9 protein-coding genes are annotated in these 14,622 nt (G+C 73.1%); 4 read left to right on the plus strand and 5 right to left on the minus strand.

Annotated elements, in window-relative coordinates:
* The first annotated feature begins 88 nt into the window (after nt 1-88).
* Complete coding sequence (locus tag AB0M46_RS29890; protein WP_363341311.1) at nt 89-454, plus strand: DoxX family protein; 366 nt, start codon at nt 89-91, stop codon at nt 452-454.
* Here AB0M46_RS29890 and AB0M46_RS29895 read toward each other — a convergent pair.
* From AB0M46_RS29895 to AB0M46_RS29915, 5 genes are all read right to left on the minus strand, one after another.
* Nucleotides 451-4,527, minus strand: a complete 4,077-nt coding sequence (locus AB0M46_RS29895; protein WP_363341313.1) for an AAA domain-containing protein — start codon at nt 4,525-4,527, stop codon at nt 451-453. The genes AB0M46_RS29890 and AB0M46_RS29895 overlap by 4 nt on opposite strands.
* 53 nt (nt 4,528-4,580) lie before the next feature.
* Nucleotides 4,581-5,621, minus strand: a complete 1,041-nt coding sequence (locus tag AB0M46_RS29900; protein ID WP_363341315.1) for a hypothetical protein — start codon at nt 5,619-5,621, stop codon at nt 4,581-4,583.
* A 164-nt stretch (nt 5,622-5,785) separates the two neighbouring features.
* Nucleotides 5,786-7,000: a bifunctional glycosyltransferase family 2/GtrA family protein gene (locus tag AB0M46_RS29905; RefSeq protein ID WP_363341317.1), complete on the minus strand. Its 1,215-nt coding sequence runs from the start codon at nt 6,998-7,000 to the stop codon at nt 5,786-5,788.
* A 119-nt stretch (nt 7,001-7,119) separates the two neighbouring features.
* Nucleotides 7,120-9,069, minus strand: coding sequence for a glycosyltransferase family 39 protein (locus AB0M46_RS29910; RefSeq protein ID WP_363341319.1), 1,950 nt, complete (start codon nt 9,067-9,069; stop codon nt 7,120-7,122).
* 66 nt (nt 9,070-9,135) lie between these two features.
* Nucleotides 9,136-9,642: a PaaI family thioesterase gene (locus tag AB0M46_RS29915; RefSeq protein WP_363341321.1), complete on the minus strand. Its 507-nt coding sequence runs from the start codon at nt 9,640-9,642 to the stop codon at nt 9,136-9,138.
* A gap of 65 nt (nt 9,643-9,707) precedes the next feature.
* Between AB0M46_RS29915 and AB0M46_RS29920 the strand changes: the two genes are divergently transcribed.
* The 3 genes from AB0M46_RS29920 to AB0M46_RS29930 all read left to right on the plus strand — a co-directional run bounded on the left by AB0M46_RS29920 (nt 9,708) and on the right by AB0M46_RS29930 (nt 14,619).
* The gene (locus AB0M46_RS29920) at nt 9,708-10,205 is read left to right on the plus strand and encodes a helix-turn-helix domain-containing protein (protein ID WP_363341323.1); all 498 of its coding nucleotides are present in this window, start codon (nt 9,708-9,710) and stop codon (nt 10,203-10,205) included.
* 99 nt (nt 10,206-10,304) lie between these two features.
* A complete protein-coding gene (locus tag AB0M46_RS29925) occupies nt 10,305-12,092 on the plus strand; it encodes a S8 family serine peptidase (protein ID WP_363341325.1) in 1,788 nt (595 codons plus the stop codon).
* 40 nt (nt 12,093-12,132) lie between these two features.
* Nucleotides 12,133-14,619, plus strand: coding sequence for an EAL domain-containing protein (locus AB0M46_RS29930; protein WP_363341327.1), 2,487 nt, complete (start codon nt 12,133-12,135; stop codon nt 14,617-14,619).
* The last annotated feature ends 3 nt before the right edge of the window (nt 14,620-14,622 follow it).

The raw sequence follows: 14,622 nt of genomic DNA on the forward strand, positions 1-14,622 counted from the left end.
GGCACACGCGTGTGCCTTTTGTAGGCCCCTCGATAGTGACGCATCATGGGGTCCCTTACGAAAGGTAAGGGTCCTGGTAGGAGGCGCTGTGAAGGTTGCGTTCTGGATTCTGGCCGGGCTGCTGGCACTGTTCTACCTCTATGCGGGCGGCAAGAAGGTCGCGCAGAGCAAGGAGCGGTTGCAGCCGATGATGGGGTGGGTCGACACCGTGCCGATGCCGCTGGTGCGGGTCATCGGGACGCTGGAGATCCTCGGGGCGATCGGGCTCATCCTGCCGCCGCTGACCGGAATCGCGGCCGGGCTGGCGATCGCGGCGGCCGCCGGGCTGGTGCTCGTGCAGGTGGGCGGGATCGCGGTGCACCTCTCGCGCGGGGAAGGGCGGCTCATCGGGCTCAACATCGGGCTGCTCGCGGCCGCCGCCGTCACCGTCTGGCTGGGGACCGCCTTCGTTTAGGCCGGTTCCGGGCGCTGTTCGTCGCGGGCCTCGTGCAGCGCGTCCATGAGGGCGGCGTTGATGCGGGAGCCGCCGCGCTTGAAGCCCAGCTGCTTGCGCGCCTCCTCGACGACCTGCTCCTCCGTGCGCAGCAGGGTGTCGGACTCGATCCAGCGGATGAGGTCGACGAGGAGCTGGCGCGGGTACTCGCCGATCGGGCGGCCGGGGGTCAGCGCCGGGCGGGGCAGCGGGCGGGAGTCCACCGGCTCCGGTTCGTCCGCGGCCAGGTTCAGCACCACCGTGGGCTCGTCGGTGCGGCGGGCGTCCGCCGAGGCGACCGCCTCGTCGTAGGCGGCCCGGGCGCGGGAGGTCTCGGCCACCGGGTCGGCGAACCAGTCGGTCGACCAGATGCGGTGGAAGCGCCAGCCCAGCCGCTCCAGCTGCTCCTGGCGCAGGCGGTCGCGGTCGCGGGCGGTGCTGGCCGAGTGGTACGAGGCGCCGTCGGTCTCGATGGCCAGGACCATCTCGTCGGGGATGCTCGGGTGGGCGCAGGCGAAGTCGATGCGGTAGCCGGCCGTGCCGAACTGCGGGAGGACCGGGATGCCGGCGGCCGCCAGGCGGTCGCGGACGTCCTGCTCGAAGGGGTTGAGCTGGGAGAACGCGGAGGCGGGGCCGGTCAGGGCCGTGCCGCCCGATTCGGCGTACTCGAGATAGGCCCGCAGCAGGCGCACCCCGTCGGCCGTGGTGCGGGCCGGGTCCATGTCGGCCGCGGTGAACGAGCTGACCAGGGTCATCCGGCGGCGGGCCCGCGTCACGGCGACGTTGAGGCGACGTTCGCCACCCGGGAGCAGCAATGGACCGAAGCGGTACAGCAACCGCCCGGCCGAGTTCTTGCCGTACCCGATGGAAAGGATGACGGCGTCGCGCTCGTCGCCCTGGACCCGTTCGAGATTCTTGACGAAGAACGGCTCCGGGTGCTTTGCCGCGGCGGTGGTCTCGGCGAAGAACGGGTGCAGATCGGGGCGGGCGGCGAGGGCCTTGCGCAGGGCGAGGTCGATGCGCTCGGCGTGGGTGATGCCCATCGTGATCACGCCGAGCGACTCGTTGGGGCGCATCTGGGCGTGCCGCAGGATCAGCTCGACCACCCGCTGGACCTCGGCCGTGACCGAGTCGGTCGCCTCCTCGCCGGCGGCGGCGTCGCCGGGGACGAACGGGACATGCACATGCTGCACGGTGCCGACGCCGGCCACGCCCGGGAAGGTGACCAGCGAGCCGTCGTAGATGTGCGCGTTGGAGAAGCCGATCAGCCGGTCGTCCTGGCTGCGGTAGTGCCAGCGCAGCAGGTAGCCGGGCAGCAGCGCGGTCAGCACGTCCAGGATCGACTCGTAGCCGGAGGTCAGCGACAGGTCGATCGAGCCGTCGGCGTTGACGCCGAGCGGGTCGGCGCCGGTGCCCTCCTCGGCCGCGGTGAAGAACGACGTCGGCGGGAGCTGGTGCTCGTCGCCGGCCACGACGATCTGGCGGCCGCGCAGCAGCGCCGGCACGGCGTCGGCCGGGGTGACCTGGCTCGCCTCGTCGAAGACGACCACGTCGAAGAGGCCGGCCTGCGGCGGCAGCAGCTGGGAGACGACCAGGGGGCTCATCGCCCAGCACGGGCGCAGGGCGGTGAGCATGTGCGGGGCGGTCGCGAAGAGCTGGCGGATCGGCAGGTGGCGGCGCTTGAGGTTGGCCTGGTGCTCGACCAGGCGGCTCTCGTCGGGGTACTCGTCGCGGGTCCGCGTGATGTGCTCGGCCACCGCGCGCAGCACCCGGGTGGCGGTGGCGTCGATGTGGCGGCGGTCGGCGTCGCGGAACTCGGCGACGTTGCGGGCGTGCAGCGGGCCGTCGAAGGCGCCGACCCGCGGGTCGGTGAAGTTGAGGTGCTGCAGGATCGAGGCGTGCCAGCAGGCGTCGAAGACGGCGGCCGCCCCGTCGGCGTCGGGCCGGCGGGCCCGCAGGTCCGCCAGCAGCGGGTCGAGGCCGAAGGAGGCGAACCCGGCGGCCAGCTCGTTGAGGCGCGGGATGCGGCGCAGGGTGCGCTCGTCGGCGGCCAGGGCGGTCGCGAGGCGGCCCAGCCGGTCGAGGTCCATGCCGGCCATCGGGAGCTGGGGGCAGTACCGCTGCAGCTGTTGCACCTGCGCGTCGAGCTGGTCGAACGCGGCGCGGGCGCGGGCCAGCTCGGCGGGCAGCCGCGGGGTGCCGCCGCCGGTCGCGAGCCGGGCCCACTCCTGGCGCTGGGTGAGCGCGCCCTGCAGGCCGGCGAACAGCTGCGGACGGCTCGGGGTCCCGGGGCCGCGCCACAGCTGCGCGGCCTGCTTGCGCATGCGCCGCCGGGCCCACCAGCCGAGTTCAGTGCCGGGCTGGCCGGCGTGCGCGCGGCGCCAGCCGGCGTCGGCGGCCGCGGCGATGTACTCGGCGAGGTCGGTCCGGAACACCTCCTCGTGGAAGTGCGCGAGGGTGGCGGCGACCGCGTCGAGCAGCGCGAAGAGGGAGCGCCAGCCGGCGAGGTCGGCCGGGGCGCGAAGGCCGGTGTGCTCCTGCACGTAACGCAGGGCCGGGCGGGCGTCGGGCAGGGCCCGGGTCGACAGCTTCTCGGCCAGGTCGAAGGCGGCCTCGGCGTCGGCCGGGGAGTGCACGGCGGCGCCGACCCAACCCGACCGCAGCCCGTCGAGGGCGAACCCGCCCAGCGTGGCGTAGTCGCGCAGCTGCTCGCGGACCCGCCGGGCGGTGGCGGCGTCGAGCGCGGCGAGCACCGGGCCGCGCAGCCGCGCCTCGGGCATCGGCGCGACCGCGCCGGCGAGCCGGATGATCTCGGTCTGGGCCTGGAACGCCGAGATGCCCCACGGCTCGCGCGGCAGGTGCATGGCCTCGTCGTGGTCGTTGAGCGCGGCGCGGCGGGCGGCCAGCGTCTCGTGCAGCACGCCGAGCTCGGGCTGGGCGATGCGGGCGGCCGAGTCGAAGGCGGCCTTGAGGTCGGCCGCGACCTTGCGCCGCGAGGTGGTGCCGTCGTGCACGTCCATCACCAGGTTGCCCAGCCCGCGGCGGGCCAGCCGGTCGGTGACGGCGGTGATCGCGGCCCGCTTCTCGGCCACGAAGAGCACCCGCTTGCCCCGGGCGACCAGGGAGGCGATGAGGTTGGCGATGGTCTGGCTCTTGCCGGTGCCGGGCGGGCCCTTGATCACGCTGTGCTGGCCGGCCAGGACGGCGTTGATCGCGTAGTGCTGCGACGAGTCGGCGTCGAGGACCAGGAACTCGTCCTCCGGCGGGATCCGGTCCGGGTCGCGCAGCGCGATGCCGGGGGCCGGGCGCAGCGCCGCTTGGGCGTCGCGGTCGCCGGCGATGGCCGCGACGACGTCGTGCTCGACCAGGGCCCGGGCCGCCACCCGCAGGTCGGTGACCATGGGCAGCTTGGCGTAGGAGAAGGTGCCCAGCACGAAGCGGGGGCTGATCGCGAAGCCGCGGACCCGGCCGGACGTCTCCTTGAGCAGGCGGTCGTACAGCGGCTGCGCGTCGAAGCCGGCGGTGTAGCTCACCAGCTCCTCGAGCTCGTCGGCGTCGACCCGCACGCCGAAGTCCTCCTCCAGCAGCTGCAGCAGCGTCGGGTTGAGCTCCAGGTCGCCCTGCAGCGTGAGGTCGAAGTCGTCCTCGGCCGCGCCGCGGGCCCGCAGCAGGGCCGAGCGCAGCAGCACCGGCGCGGCCGGGGCGGCCCCGCCGCCGGGCGGCAGGCTCCAGGTGGCGCTGCCGATGGCGGCGAAGCACGTCTCGATGCCGCGCTCCTCGGCCAGCTCCCGTGCCTTGTTGCGGATCGTGCGGGCCCGCTTGATGGCGGCGGCGTGCGCGTCGCGCTCGGCAAAGAGGTGGCCGAGCGGCAGGGTACGGCCGCCGAGCAGGGCCTGCAGGGAGACCGGGTCGGCGGCGCTCAGGTCGAGCGTGCCGGACCGCAGGTCGCGGTAGTAGAGCAGCGTGTTGCGCCCGCCGAGGTCGATCAGCTGGGATCGCCAGCGTCGGGCCGCCTCCTGCACCAGCGCGCCGCGCCGGTCCACAGCGTCGTCCACGCTGCGAGCGTAGCTGGCCGGGCAAGGAATGTTGTGAGCGCTTCCTCAACCCTTCACCGGCTGATCGTCGCTGACGATCCCACCGGCACGAGCGCCTGGCTCGGCGGTATGACGATCTGCCGGGGCTGCGCGATCTGCGCGACCAGCAGGGTGCCGACGAGGCCGAAGAGCGAGTACCCGCCGAGGATGATGGCCGCCCGCTGCACCCCCACGCCGTCGAAGTACACGATGCCGCGGATCGCCTCCGTGCCCAGCCCCGGCGGGAGCCACTGGCCGATCGCGCGCCAGAACGCGGGCAGCAGCGGCGCCGGATAGGCACCACCCGCGCTCGGGCTGCCCAGGATCACGAACAGCAGGATGGTCATGCCCGTGCCGACGAAGCCGAAGGCGGCCTGCAGGGCCATGGTGCAGCAGCCCGAGGCGAAGACCAGCAGCGCGCCGAACCACCACAGCCGGACCAGGTGGCCGTCCAGCGCGCCGAAGAGCGAGCCCGCGATGAGCGCGCCGCCGACGCCGGCGACCGCGGCGTATGCGGCCAGGGACAACAGCCGGATCAGCGCCCGGTGCGGGTTGGCCGGCCGGGAGCCCTTGCTGGTGCTCACCGCGATCGCCACGAGGTAGCCGCCGACGACCCACCCGAGCGCGAGGTAGAACCCCGACAGGCCGCGGGCGTCGCCGAGCGGGGCCGGCTTGGCGTCCTCGACCGTGAACGCGCGGTCCTGGGCGTCTTCCAGCGGCGTCACGATCTGGGTCAGCGCCGTGGCGACGCTGCTCCCGGCGGCGCTGGCAATGATCAGCCGGTCGGTCGCGTCGGTGTTGGAGACGATGAACGCCCCGTACACCTCGCGCTCGTCGATCATCCGGCGCGCGGCGTCCTCGCTGAACGCGGGGCGCGCGTCCAGCGGCTCGCCCGGCAGCCGGTCGAGCTTGCCGATCAGGTCGTCGAGCGCCTCCGGGGGCGCGGCGACGGCCACAGGAATCCGGTGCGGGGTCGGCTCGTGCAACGCCCCGATGTAGCTGGCGATGAAGGCCAGCTGGAGGGCGAGCACCGCGAGGACCAGCGCACCCGCGCGCGGCGTGACGCCGTCGCGCACTTCATGAAGAAATCCCGCTTTCACCGTTTTGGACGGTATCGTACGGGCGACCCTGGCGCGTCAGACTTGACCTTTTTGTCCGCACTCAGCCCGGCGCGCGCTGCGCCCGCTAAATGTTGAAATATCCGATATGTCGGGCTAGCGGAGCGCCCGACATATCGTGATCAAGCCCGTCGGAAGACCCACGCGCGCATCAGGACGAAGCGCAGCAGGGTCGTCACGGCGTTGGCCGCCAGCAGGACCGCGATCTCGGCCAGGTGCGTGTGGGCCGGGGACGCGAGGTTCAGCAGGCCCAGGGCGGCCGAGTTCAGGGCCAGGCCCAGGGCGAAGAGCAGCAGCCCCTGGATCTGGTGTTTGACTGCCCCGCCGGTACCGCGGATGGCGAACGTCAGCCGCCGGTTGAGCGCCGTGTTGGCGATCGCCGTGCTGAGCAGGGCGATGAAGTTGGCCGCCTGGGCCCCGGCGGCCGGGCGCAGCAGGGCGTACAGGGCCAGGAACGCCACCGTGGAGAGGATCCCGATCCCGGCGAAGCGCAGCAGCTGCGGCAGCATCCCCGCCGGCACGCCCGCCACGAGCGGGGCGCGGCCCAGGCGGCTGCGCAGCGCGGCCAGCGGCAGCTTGCCGGTGACCAGGGCGCGGCCCAGGCGGGCGATGCCCTTGAGGTCCGCCACCGCGGTCGCCACGATGTCCACCCGGCTGTCGGGGTCGTCGATCCAGTCGACCGGCACCTCGTGGATGCGCAGGCCGGCCCGCTGGGCCAGGACGAGCAGCTCGGTGTCGAAGAACCAGCCGGTGTCCTCCACCAGCGGCAGCAGCTGCTCGGCCACGTCCCGGCGGATCGCCTTGAAGCCGCACTGGGCGTCGGAGAAGCGGGCGCTCAGGGCGGTACGGAGGATGCGGTTGTAACTGCGCGAGATGAACTCGCGCTTGGGGCCGCGGACCACCCGGGAGCCGCGGGCCAGTCGGCTGCCGATGGAGACGTCGGAGTGCCCGGACAGCAGCGGCGCGACCAGCGGCAGCAGGGCGTTGAGGTCGGTGCTGAGGTCGACGTCCATGTACGCGAGCACCCGGGCGTCCGACGCCGTCCAGGCCCGCTTCAGCGCCCGCCCGCGGCCCTTCTCGGCCAGCCGCAGGACCTCCACGCCGGGCAGCTCGACGCTCAGCGCGGCCGCGACCGCGGGGGTCTCGTCGGTGCTGGCGTTGTCGGCGACGGTGATCCGGAAGGGGTACGGGAAGCTCTCGCTCAGGTGCCGGTACAGGCGGCGCACGCACGGGCCGAGATCGGCCTGCTCGTTGTGGACCGGGATGACGACGTCGAGCACGGCGCAGGCGTTCCGGCTGCCGGCGCCGCTGGTGCGAGGAAGCGTCCCAATGCTCATGGGCACAACGGTCGGGTCCGGAGCTTCCGGAACCTTGCGGCCAACCTGTGCCGGGCCTGTGAGTCCGGATGCGCGGATGGGCGGCCCCCGAAGAGGGCCGCCCATCCGGATGGGGCGCGTCAGGCGGTCAGGTCGTACAGGGTGGTGTTGCCAACGGTCTGGGCCGTGTAGTTGGCCTCCACCCAGGACGCGATCTCGGCGCTCACGCTGCTGCCGCCGTTGCTGCGCCCGCCGAGCCCCGACCCGCCGATGAAGTAGTGGATCCTGCCTTCCTGGACGTACTGCTGGAACCGCGCCAGGCTCGGCGCCGGGTCGCTGCCGTTGAACCCGCCGATCGCCATCACCGGCAGCTCGGTGGCCAGCTGGTAGCCCGAGGCGTTGTTGGACCCGACCGCCGCGGCCACCCAGGTGTACTTCGAGCTGTCCGCCCGCAGCGCCGCGACCACCTCGGAGCTCGGCGTCGTGGCGTCGAGCAGGCCGCCCATGCCACCACCGCCCAGGCCTAGGCCGCCCATGCCCGGGCCGCCCATGCCACCGCCCGGGCGGCCGCCGAAGCCGCCGGTCGGGGGCATCCCGCCGCCGAAGCGACCGCCGCCGCCCATGCCGCCCGCGACCGCCGGGCCGGCGGTGACGATCGAGCCGGTGTGCGGCGTCGCCGCCGTGTTGAGCGAGTACGCGACCGGCCCGCCGAGCACGGCGAAAAGGGCGAGCGCCACCGCGGCCAGGCGCAGGTGGCGGGTCAGCTGCTGGCTGAGCAGCAGGCCGGCCGCGCCCAGGCCGCCGGTGGCCAGCACCGCCACCCTCAGCCAGGGGTGCAAGGCGCTGGCCCGGTCCAGCAGGATGTACGACCACACCGCCGTGATCGCGACGCTGCCGCCGAGGACCAGCAGGGCGTAGAGGTCCGACCGCCGCCGCCAGAGCGTGGCCGCGCCCATGCCGGCCAGCGCGCCGATCGCCGGGGCCAGGGCCACCGTGTAGTAGTCGTGGAAGATGCCCTGCATGGAGCTGAAGACCACGGCGGTGGTGACCAGCCAGCCGCCCCACAGCACGTAGGCGGCCCGGCGCGTGGACCAGACCAGCCCGGCCACGGTCAGGATGAGGGCCGCCGGCAGCAGCCAGGAGGCCTGCCCGCCGGTCTGCCCGTCCAGCAGGCGGGACCAGCCGGTCGCGCCCCAGCCGCCGCCGTTGCGGCCGCCCCCGCCCACGCTGCCGGTCTCGTTGCCGGTCAGCCGGCCGAAGCCGTTGTACCCCAGGGTCAGCTCGAGGATCGAGTTGGCCTGCGAGCCGCCGACGTAGGGCCGCCAGGACGCCGGGGTCAGCGACACGATCGCCACCCACCAGCCGGCCGAGACGATCACCGCGGCCCCGGCGACGAGCAGCTGCGCCAGCCGGCGCGCCCAGCCGGTCGGGGCGAAGAGCAGGTAGGCCAGGCCGAACGCGGGCACGACGAGCAGGGCCTGGAGCATCTTGGTGAGGAAGCCGAAGCCGACCGCGCCACCGGCGAAGACGAGCCACCAGGTGCTGCCGCGCTCGATGGCGCGCAGCGTGCCGAAGGCGCCCGCGACCAGCAGGAGCATCAGCAGCGCGTCGGGGTTGTTGAAGCGGAACATCAGCGTGGCCACCGGCGTGGTGGCGAGCACGGCCCCGGCGAGCAGGCCGGCCAGCGGTCCGTGCCAGCGCTTGACGGTGAGGTACAGCAGCCAGACCGTCGCCACCCCGATCAGCGCCTGCGGGGCGAGGATGCTCCACGAGCTGAGCCCGAAGAGGCGCACCGCCAGGCCGGTGATCCACAGCGCGGCCGGCGTCTTGTCGACCGTGATGAAGTTCGAGGCGTCCGAGGAGCCGAAGAACCACGCCTTCCAGCTCTCGCCGCCGGCCTGGGCGGCCGCCGCGTAGAAGGCGTTGCCCCAGCCGGAGGCGCTCAGGTTCCACAGGTACAGCACGCCGGTGGCGAGCAGCAGCAGCGCGAGCGCCGGGCGCGTCCAGACCGGATCGCCGCCGCTTCGGCGCGCCTCGGCCTGCTGCGGATCGGCCGGGGGCGCGGCCGGAGGGGTCAGCGTGGTCGTCATGACCATCAAGGTGCGCCGCAACCCTTCCGGCCCGTTCAACCGAGGCTGTGCGCCGCCTGTGAACCCTTAGCCCATCTCAAAGAGCATGCAGGTGGAGGTGGCGTGGGCAACCAGGCCGCCGCGGGCGTCGGTGATCTGCGCCTGGGCGAGGGCCGTCCGGCGGCCCTTGGAGATGATCGTGCCGACGCAGGTGAGCATGCCCGAGGCGATCGAGGCCGGGCGCAGGAACTTCGAGGTCAGGTCCAGGGTGGTGTACCCCACGCCGGCGGGAAGGGTCGAGTGCACCGCGCAGCCCGTGGCGGTGTCCAGCAGCGTCGACAGCACCCCGCCGTGCACGCTGCCGAGGGGGTTGTAGTGGTACTCCTGGGGCTCCAGCGTCACCACGACCCTCCCCTCCTCGGCCTCCAGCCGGCCGGTGCCGAGCAGGTGCATGATCGGCGGGGCCGGCAGTTCGCCGCGCGACATCGCCTGCAGCAGTTCCAGCCCGCCCCGCCGGCCGATCTCCGCCGCGTTGAGCATCGGGTCGGACCAGGTGAACGTGCGGGAGCGGAGGTCCGCCTCGGTCTGCGTCATGGACCCAGCCTCGCGGCGCGAGCTGAATCTGTCAATAAGACCCAGCACGGCGTTAGCCTGACAGCATGAGACCCAGGGCACTCGAGTGGTCGGTCGAGAACTGCACGATCGGCCGGGCGATGGCGATCCTCGGCGAGCGGTGGACGATCGTCGTGCTGCGCGAGGTCTTCAACGGCGTGTTCCGCTTCGACGACATGCGCGAGCGCACTGGCATCCCCCGCCAGGTGCTCACCAACCGGCTCGCCCTGCTGGTCGACAACGGCATCCTGCGCCGGGTCCCCTACCGCGAGCCCGGCGCCCGGGCCCGGGACGAGTACCGGCTGACCGAGAAGGGGTTCGACCTCTACCCGCTGATCGTCGCCGTGCGCGAGTGGGGCGACCGGTACCTGGCCGATCCGGGCGGCCCCCCGCTGCAGACCGTGCACCGCGGCTGCGGCGCCGAGGTGCACGCCGTGCTGGCCTGCACGCACGGCCACGCCGACCTTCCACCCCGGGACGTGATCCCGCAGCCCGGCCCCGGGGCGATCAAACGGGCAAAGACGGCGGTACCCCCAGAAGCTTGAGCACTGTGCGCGAAGACTGACCAACCTGTTGACAACGCGACGCTACCGGCTGCCCAACCATGGATCACGGCGAGTCATCGACCCATGGAAGGGGCCCGCATGCCGAGGAGATACCGGACCGCACTGGGCACCGCCTCGGCCGCGATCGTCGCGATCGCGGCCGGCGCGGTCGTGCCGGGCGTGCCGGCGGTCGCAGCCACGCCGGCGGCAACCAGCGCCGATCCGACCCGCGTCATCGTCGAGTACCGCGACGCTGACGCCGCCGCCCGCGCGGTCACCCGCGCCGGCGGCACGGTCGGCACGCCGCTGCCCGTCGTGGACGGATTCGTGGCAGAGCTGCCGAACAACCAGATCGCAGCACTGAAGGCCGCGCCCGGCGTGCGGGGCGTGACCGTCGACGGGAAGGTAGGGCTCGAAGCGGCGAGCTGGCGCGCGGACGGCGACGCCAACTCGATGTTCAGCGTCGTGCGCACGACCGGCGCGCTGGACGTGTGGAAGAAGACCGACGCCTTCGGGCGCCCGATCGGCGGCCAGGGCGTGGGCGTGGCCCTGATCGACTCCGGCGTCGCGCCGGTCGCCGGCCTCAACGACACCACCCGCATCATCAACGGGCCGGACCTGTCCTTCGAGTCGCAGGCGGCCAACCTGCGCTACGCCGACACCTTCGGCCACGGCACGCACATGGCCGGCCTGATCGCGGGCCGCGACGCGGGCACCAACCTGTCCACCGTCTCCGATCCGGGCAACTTCACCGGCATGGCCCCGACCGCCACGCTGATCAACGTGAAGGTGGCCGCCGCGGACGGGGCGACCGACGTGTCCCAGGTGATCGCCGCGATCGACTGGGTGGTGACCCACCGCAACGACGCCGCCCTCAACATCAAGGTGCTGAACCTGTCCTTCGGCACCGACTCCGACCAGGACGAGAAGCTCGACCCGCTCTCCCACGCGGTCGAGTCGGCCTGGAAGAAGGGCATCACCGTGGTGGTGTCCGGCGGCAACGACGGCACGACCCGCGGCACGCTGTCGATGCCGGCGGCCAACCCGTACGTCATCGCGGTCGGCGCGGCCGACTCGAAGGGCACCGACACCCGCAACGACGACGTCGTGGCCGACTTCAGCAGCCGCGGCAACGCCACCCGCCCCGTCGACCTGACCGCCCCCGGGCGCTCGATCGTCGGCCTGCGCGACCCCGGCTCGTACGTCGACGTGAACTACCCCACGGGGCTGGTCCCGGGCGACGCCACGGGCCGCTACTTCCGGGGCAGCGGCAGCTCCCAGGCCGCCGCCATCACCTCCGGCGCGGCCGCGCTGCTGCTGCAGCAACGCCCGTCGCTCACCCCGGACCAGGTGAAGAAGCTGCTCACGAGCACCGCGGACGCCATGCCCAAGGCCGACGCCCTCGGCAAGGGCGCGGGCGAGCTGAACATCAAGAAGGCGATCGAGGCGCCCACCCCGGCCGCGGCCTACACCCAGACCTGGGCGGCCTCGACCGGCACCGGCACGCTGGAGGCCTCGCGGGGCACCGCCCACGTGGCCGACCCGGCCAGCGGCGTGATGCTCACCGGCGAGAAGGACATCATGGGCAAGGCGTGGAACGGCACCACCTGGGCGAAGGCGGCCACCGCCGGCACCGCGTGGACCTGCGGCACCTGGAACGGCGCGGCCTGGACCGGCACGACCCTGAACCAGACGTCGCTCGGCGGCAAGCAGTGGGCGGCGGTGAACTGGTCGGGCACCAACTGGGACGGCCGCACGTGGAGCGGGCGCACCTGGAGCGGCGCGACATGGGACGGCCGCACATGGAGCGGGCGAACTTGGTCAGGAACCACGTGGAGCGGCCGAACTTGGAGTGGGAGCTACTGGTCGTCCTCCTCCTGGGACTAGCGGTACAACCACGACGAGTCGCGCACACAACAGGGCAAAGATGACGAAAGCACGTGGGTGGAGTCGCCCGGACGCCCGGGTCGCGATGCTCAGCCTCTGGCTGGGCGTCGCGACCATCGTGGCCCATGCGCTGCGCATCCGCGGTGTGGGCCTGCCGGCCGACCCGGATCGGGTGCCGCTGGCGATCCTCCTGGTGGCGTTCGCCCTGACCGAGGGCTTCGCAGTGCACGTGCGCGTGCGCCGCGGCGGCCACGCGATGAGCCTCAGCGAGATCCCGATGGTCCTCGGGCTGCTGTCCGTCGACCCGACCCTGCTGCTCTGCGTGCGCCTCATCGGCGGCGTGATCGGCCTGGCCGGCCTGCGCGGTCAGCGCGGCGTGAAGCTCGGCTTCAACGTCGCCCTCCTCGGGGTGCAGACCACGGCCTCGACCGTGCTGCTGCGCGCCCTGTCCGGGCCGACGCCGCCCAGCGGCCCGAAGGGGTGGCTCCTCCTCCTGATCGTCATGCTGGCGTCGGACGCGATCGCCGCCGTCCTGGTCACCGCCGCGATCGCCCTGCACGACGACCCCGGCGAGTGGAAGCGCCTGCCCAGCGCCCTGCACGGCATGCCGCTGGTCGCCATCACCACGAGCATCGGCATCGTCAGCGCGCTGGCCATCGAGCGGGACCCGCGGGCCGTCGTGCTGCTGACGATCGTCTCCGCGGTGACGTACCGCGCCTACCGCGCCTTCGTCCAGCAGAGCCAGGGCCACCAGCAGGTCGAGGAGCTCTACGCCTTCACCCGGGCGCTCGACGGGCCGCTCGACACCGGCGGCGTGGCCCGGATCGTCCTGGAGCAGGCCCGCGACCAGCTGCGGGCCGAGCGGGCCGAGCTGATCGTGCCCAACCCCGACGGCACCCACGTGCGGCTGCGCATGCACGGCCGGCGCCACCTCGACGTCAGCACCGTCGACGCGCTGCCCGAGACCGCCTGGTGGCAGCCGGCCCGCACCGGCGTGCCCGTGCTCGTGCCGAAGGGCAGCCGGATGATCGGCTCGATCGAGGACGGGATCGCGGTCCCGGTGCCGCTGAGCGACGGCGCCGCCGGCGTGCTGCTGGTGGCCGACAGCCTCGCCGACATCCCGACCTTCGGCGAGCAGCAGCTGCGGCTGTTCCAGGCGCTGGCCAACCACGCCAGCGTGTCGCTGGCCAAGGCCCGGCTGCTCGACGAGCTGCGCCGGGAGGTGGCCCAGAACGAGCGGCTGGCCCGCTACGACCCGCTCACCGGCCTGCCGAACCGGCAGCGCTTCTCCGCGCTCGTCGACGAGCTGCGGGCCGCCGGCACCCCGCTGGCAATGCTGCTCATGGACCTGGACCGGTTCAAGGAGATCAACGACGCGCTCGGCCACGACGTCGGCGACCAGCTGCTGCGGCAGGTCGGCGAGCGGCTGCAGGAGCGGCTGGACGGCCGGGGCACCGTGGCCCGGCTGGGCGGGGACGAGTTCGCGGTACTGCTGCCGCACATCCGGACCCAGGAGGCCGCTCTGGCCGTCGGCGACGACCTCGACGCCGCCATGGAGCAGCCCATCCCGATCGGGGACCTGCGGCTCAACGCGCGGGTCAGCATCGGCGTGGCGCTGGCACCCGAGCACGGCCACGACGCCAAGACGCTGATCCAGCGGGCCGACGTGGCGATGTACGTGGCCAAGACCACCCACGCCGGCGTGCGCGTCTACACCAGCGACGACGACCGCAACAGCCCGCGCCGCCTGGCCATGGTGGCCGACCTGCGGGAGTCGATCCAGCGCCACGACATCGTGGTCGTCTTCCAGCCCAAGATCGAGACCGCCACCGGCCTGGTCGTCGGGGCCGAGGCCCTGGCCCGCTGGCACCACCCGGCCCACGGGTTCGTGCCGCCGGACGAGTTCATCCCGCTGGCCGAGCACTCCGGGCTGATCCGCCCGCTGACCCTGCACGTGCTCGAGGTGTCGCTGCGCCGGTGCGCGACCTGGCGGCGGATGGGCCACGACATCCACGTCGCGGTCAACCTCTCGCCCAACAGCCTGCAGGAGTCCGACCTGCCGGACATCGTGGCCCGGCTCCTCGGCCAGGCGGGCGTGCCGGCCAGCGCGCTGACCCTGGAGATCACCGAGAGCAGCATCATGGCCGACCCGACCGGTGCGCTGGTCATCCTCGACCGGCTGCACGCGCTCGGGGTGAAGCTCGCCATCGACGACTTCGGCACCGGGTACTCGTCGCTGGGCCGCCTGCGCAAGCTGCCCATCCACGAGATGAAGATCGACCGCTCCTTCGTGCAGCGCATCGCCGTCGACCACCGCGACCGGGCGGTGGTCCGCTCGGCCGTCCAGCTCGGCCACGCCCTGGACCTCATGGTGGTCGCCGAGGGGGTCGAGGACGAGCAGACCCTGCTCCACCTGCGGCAGGAGGGGTGCAACCTGGTCCAGGGGTACTTCATCTCCAAGCCGCTGCCGGCCGACGATTTCGCGGATTGGCTGACCGCGCGTATCCCGCAGTTGGGAGGGGCATAACGT

The organism is Dactylosporangium sp. NPDC051485, from assembly GCF_040682015.1.
Taxonomy (GTDB): Bacteria; Actinomycetota; Actinomycetes; order Mycobacteriales; family Micromonosporaceae; genus Dactylosporangium.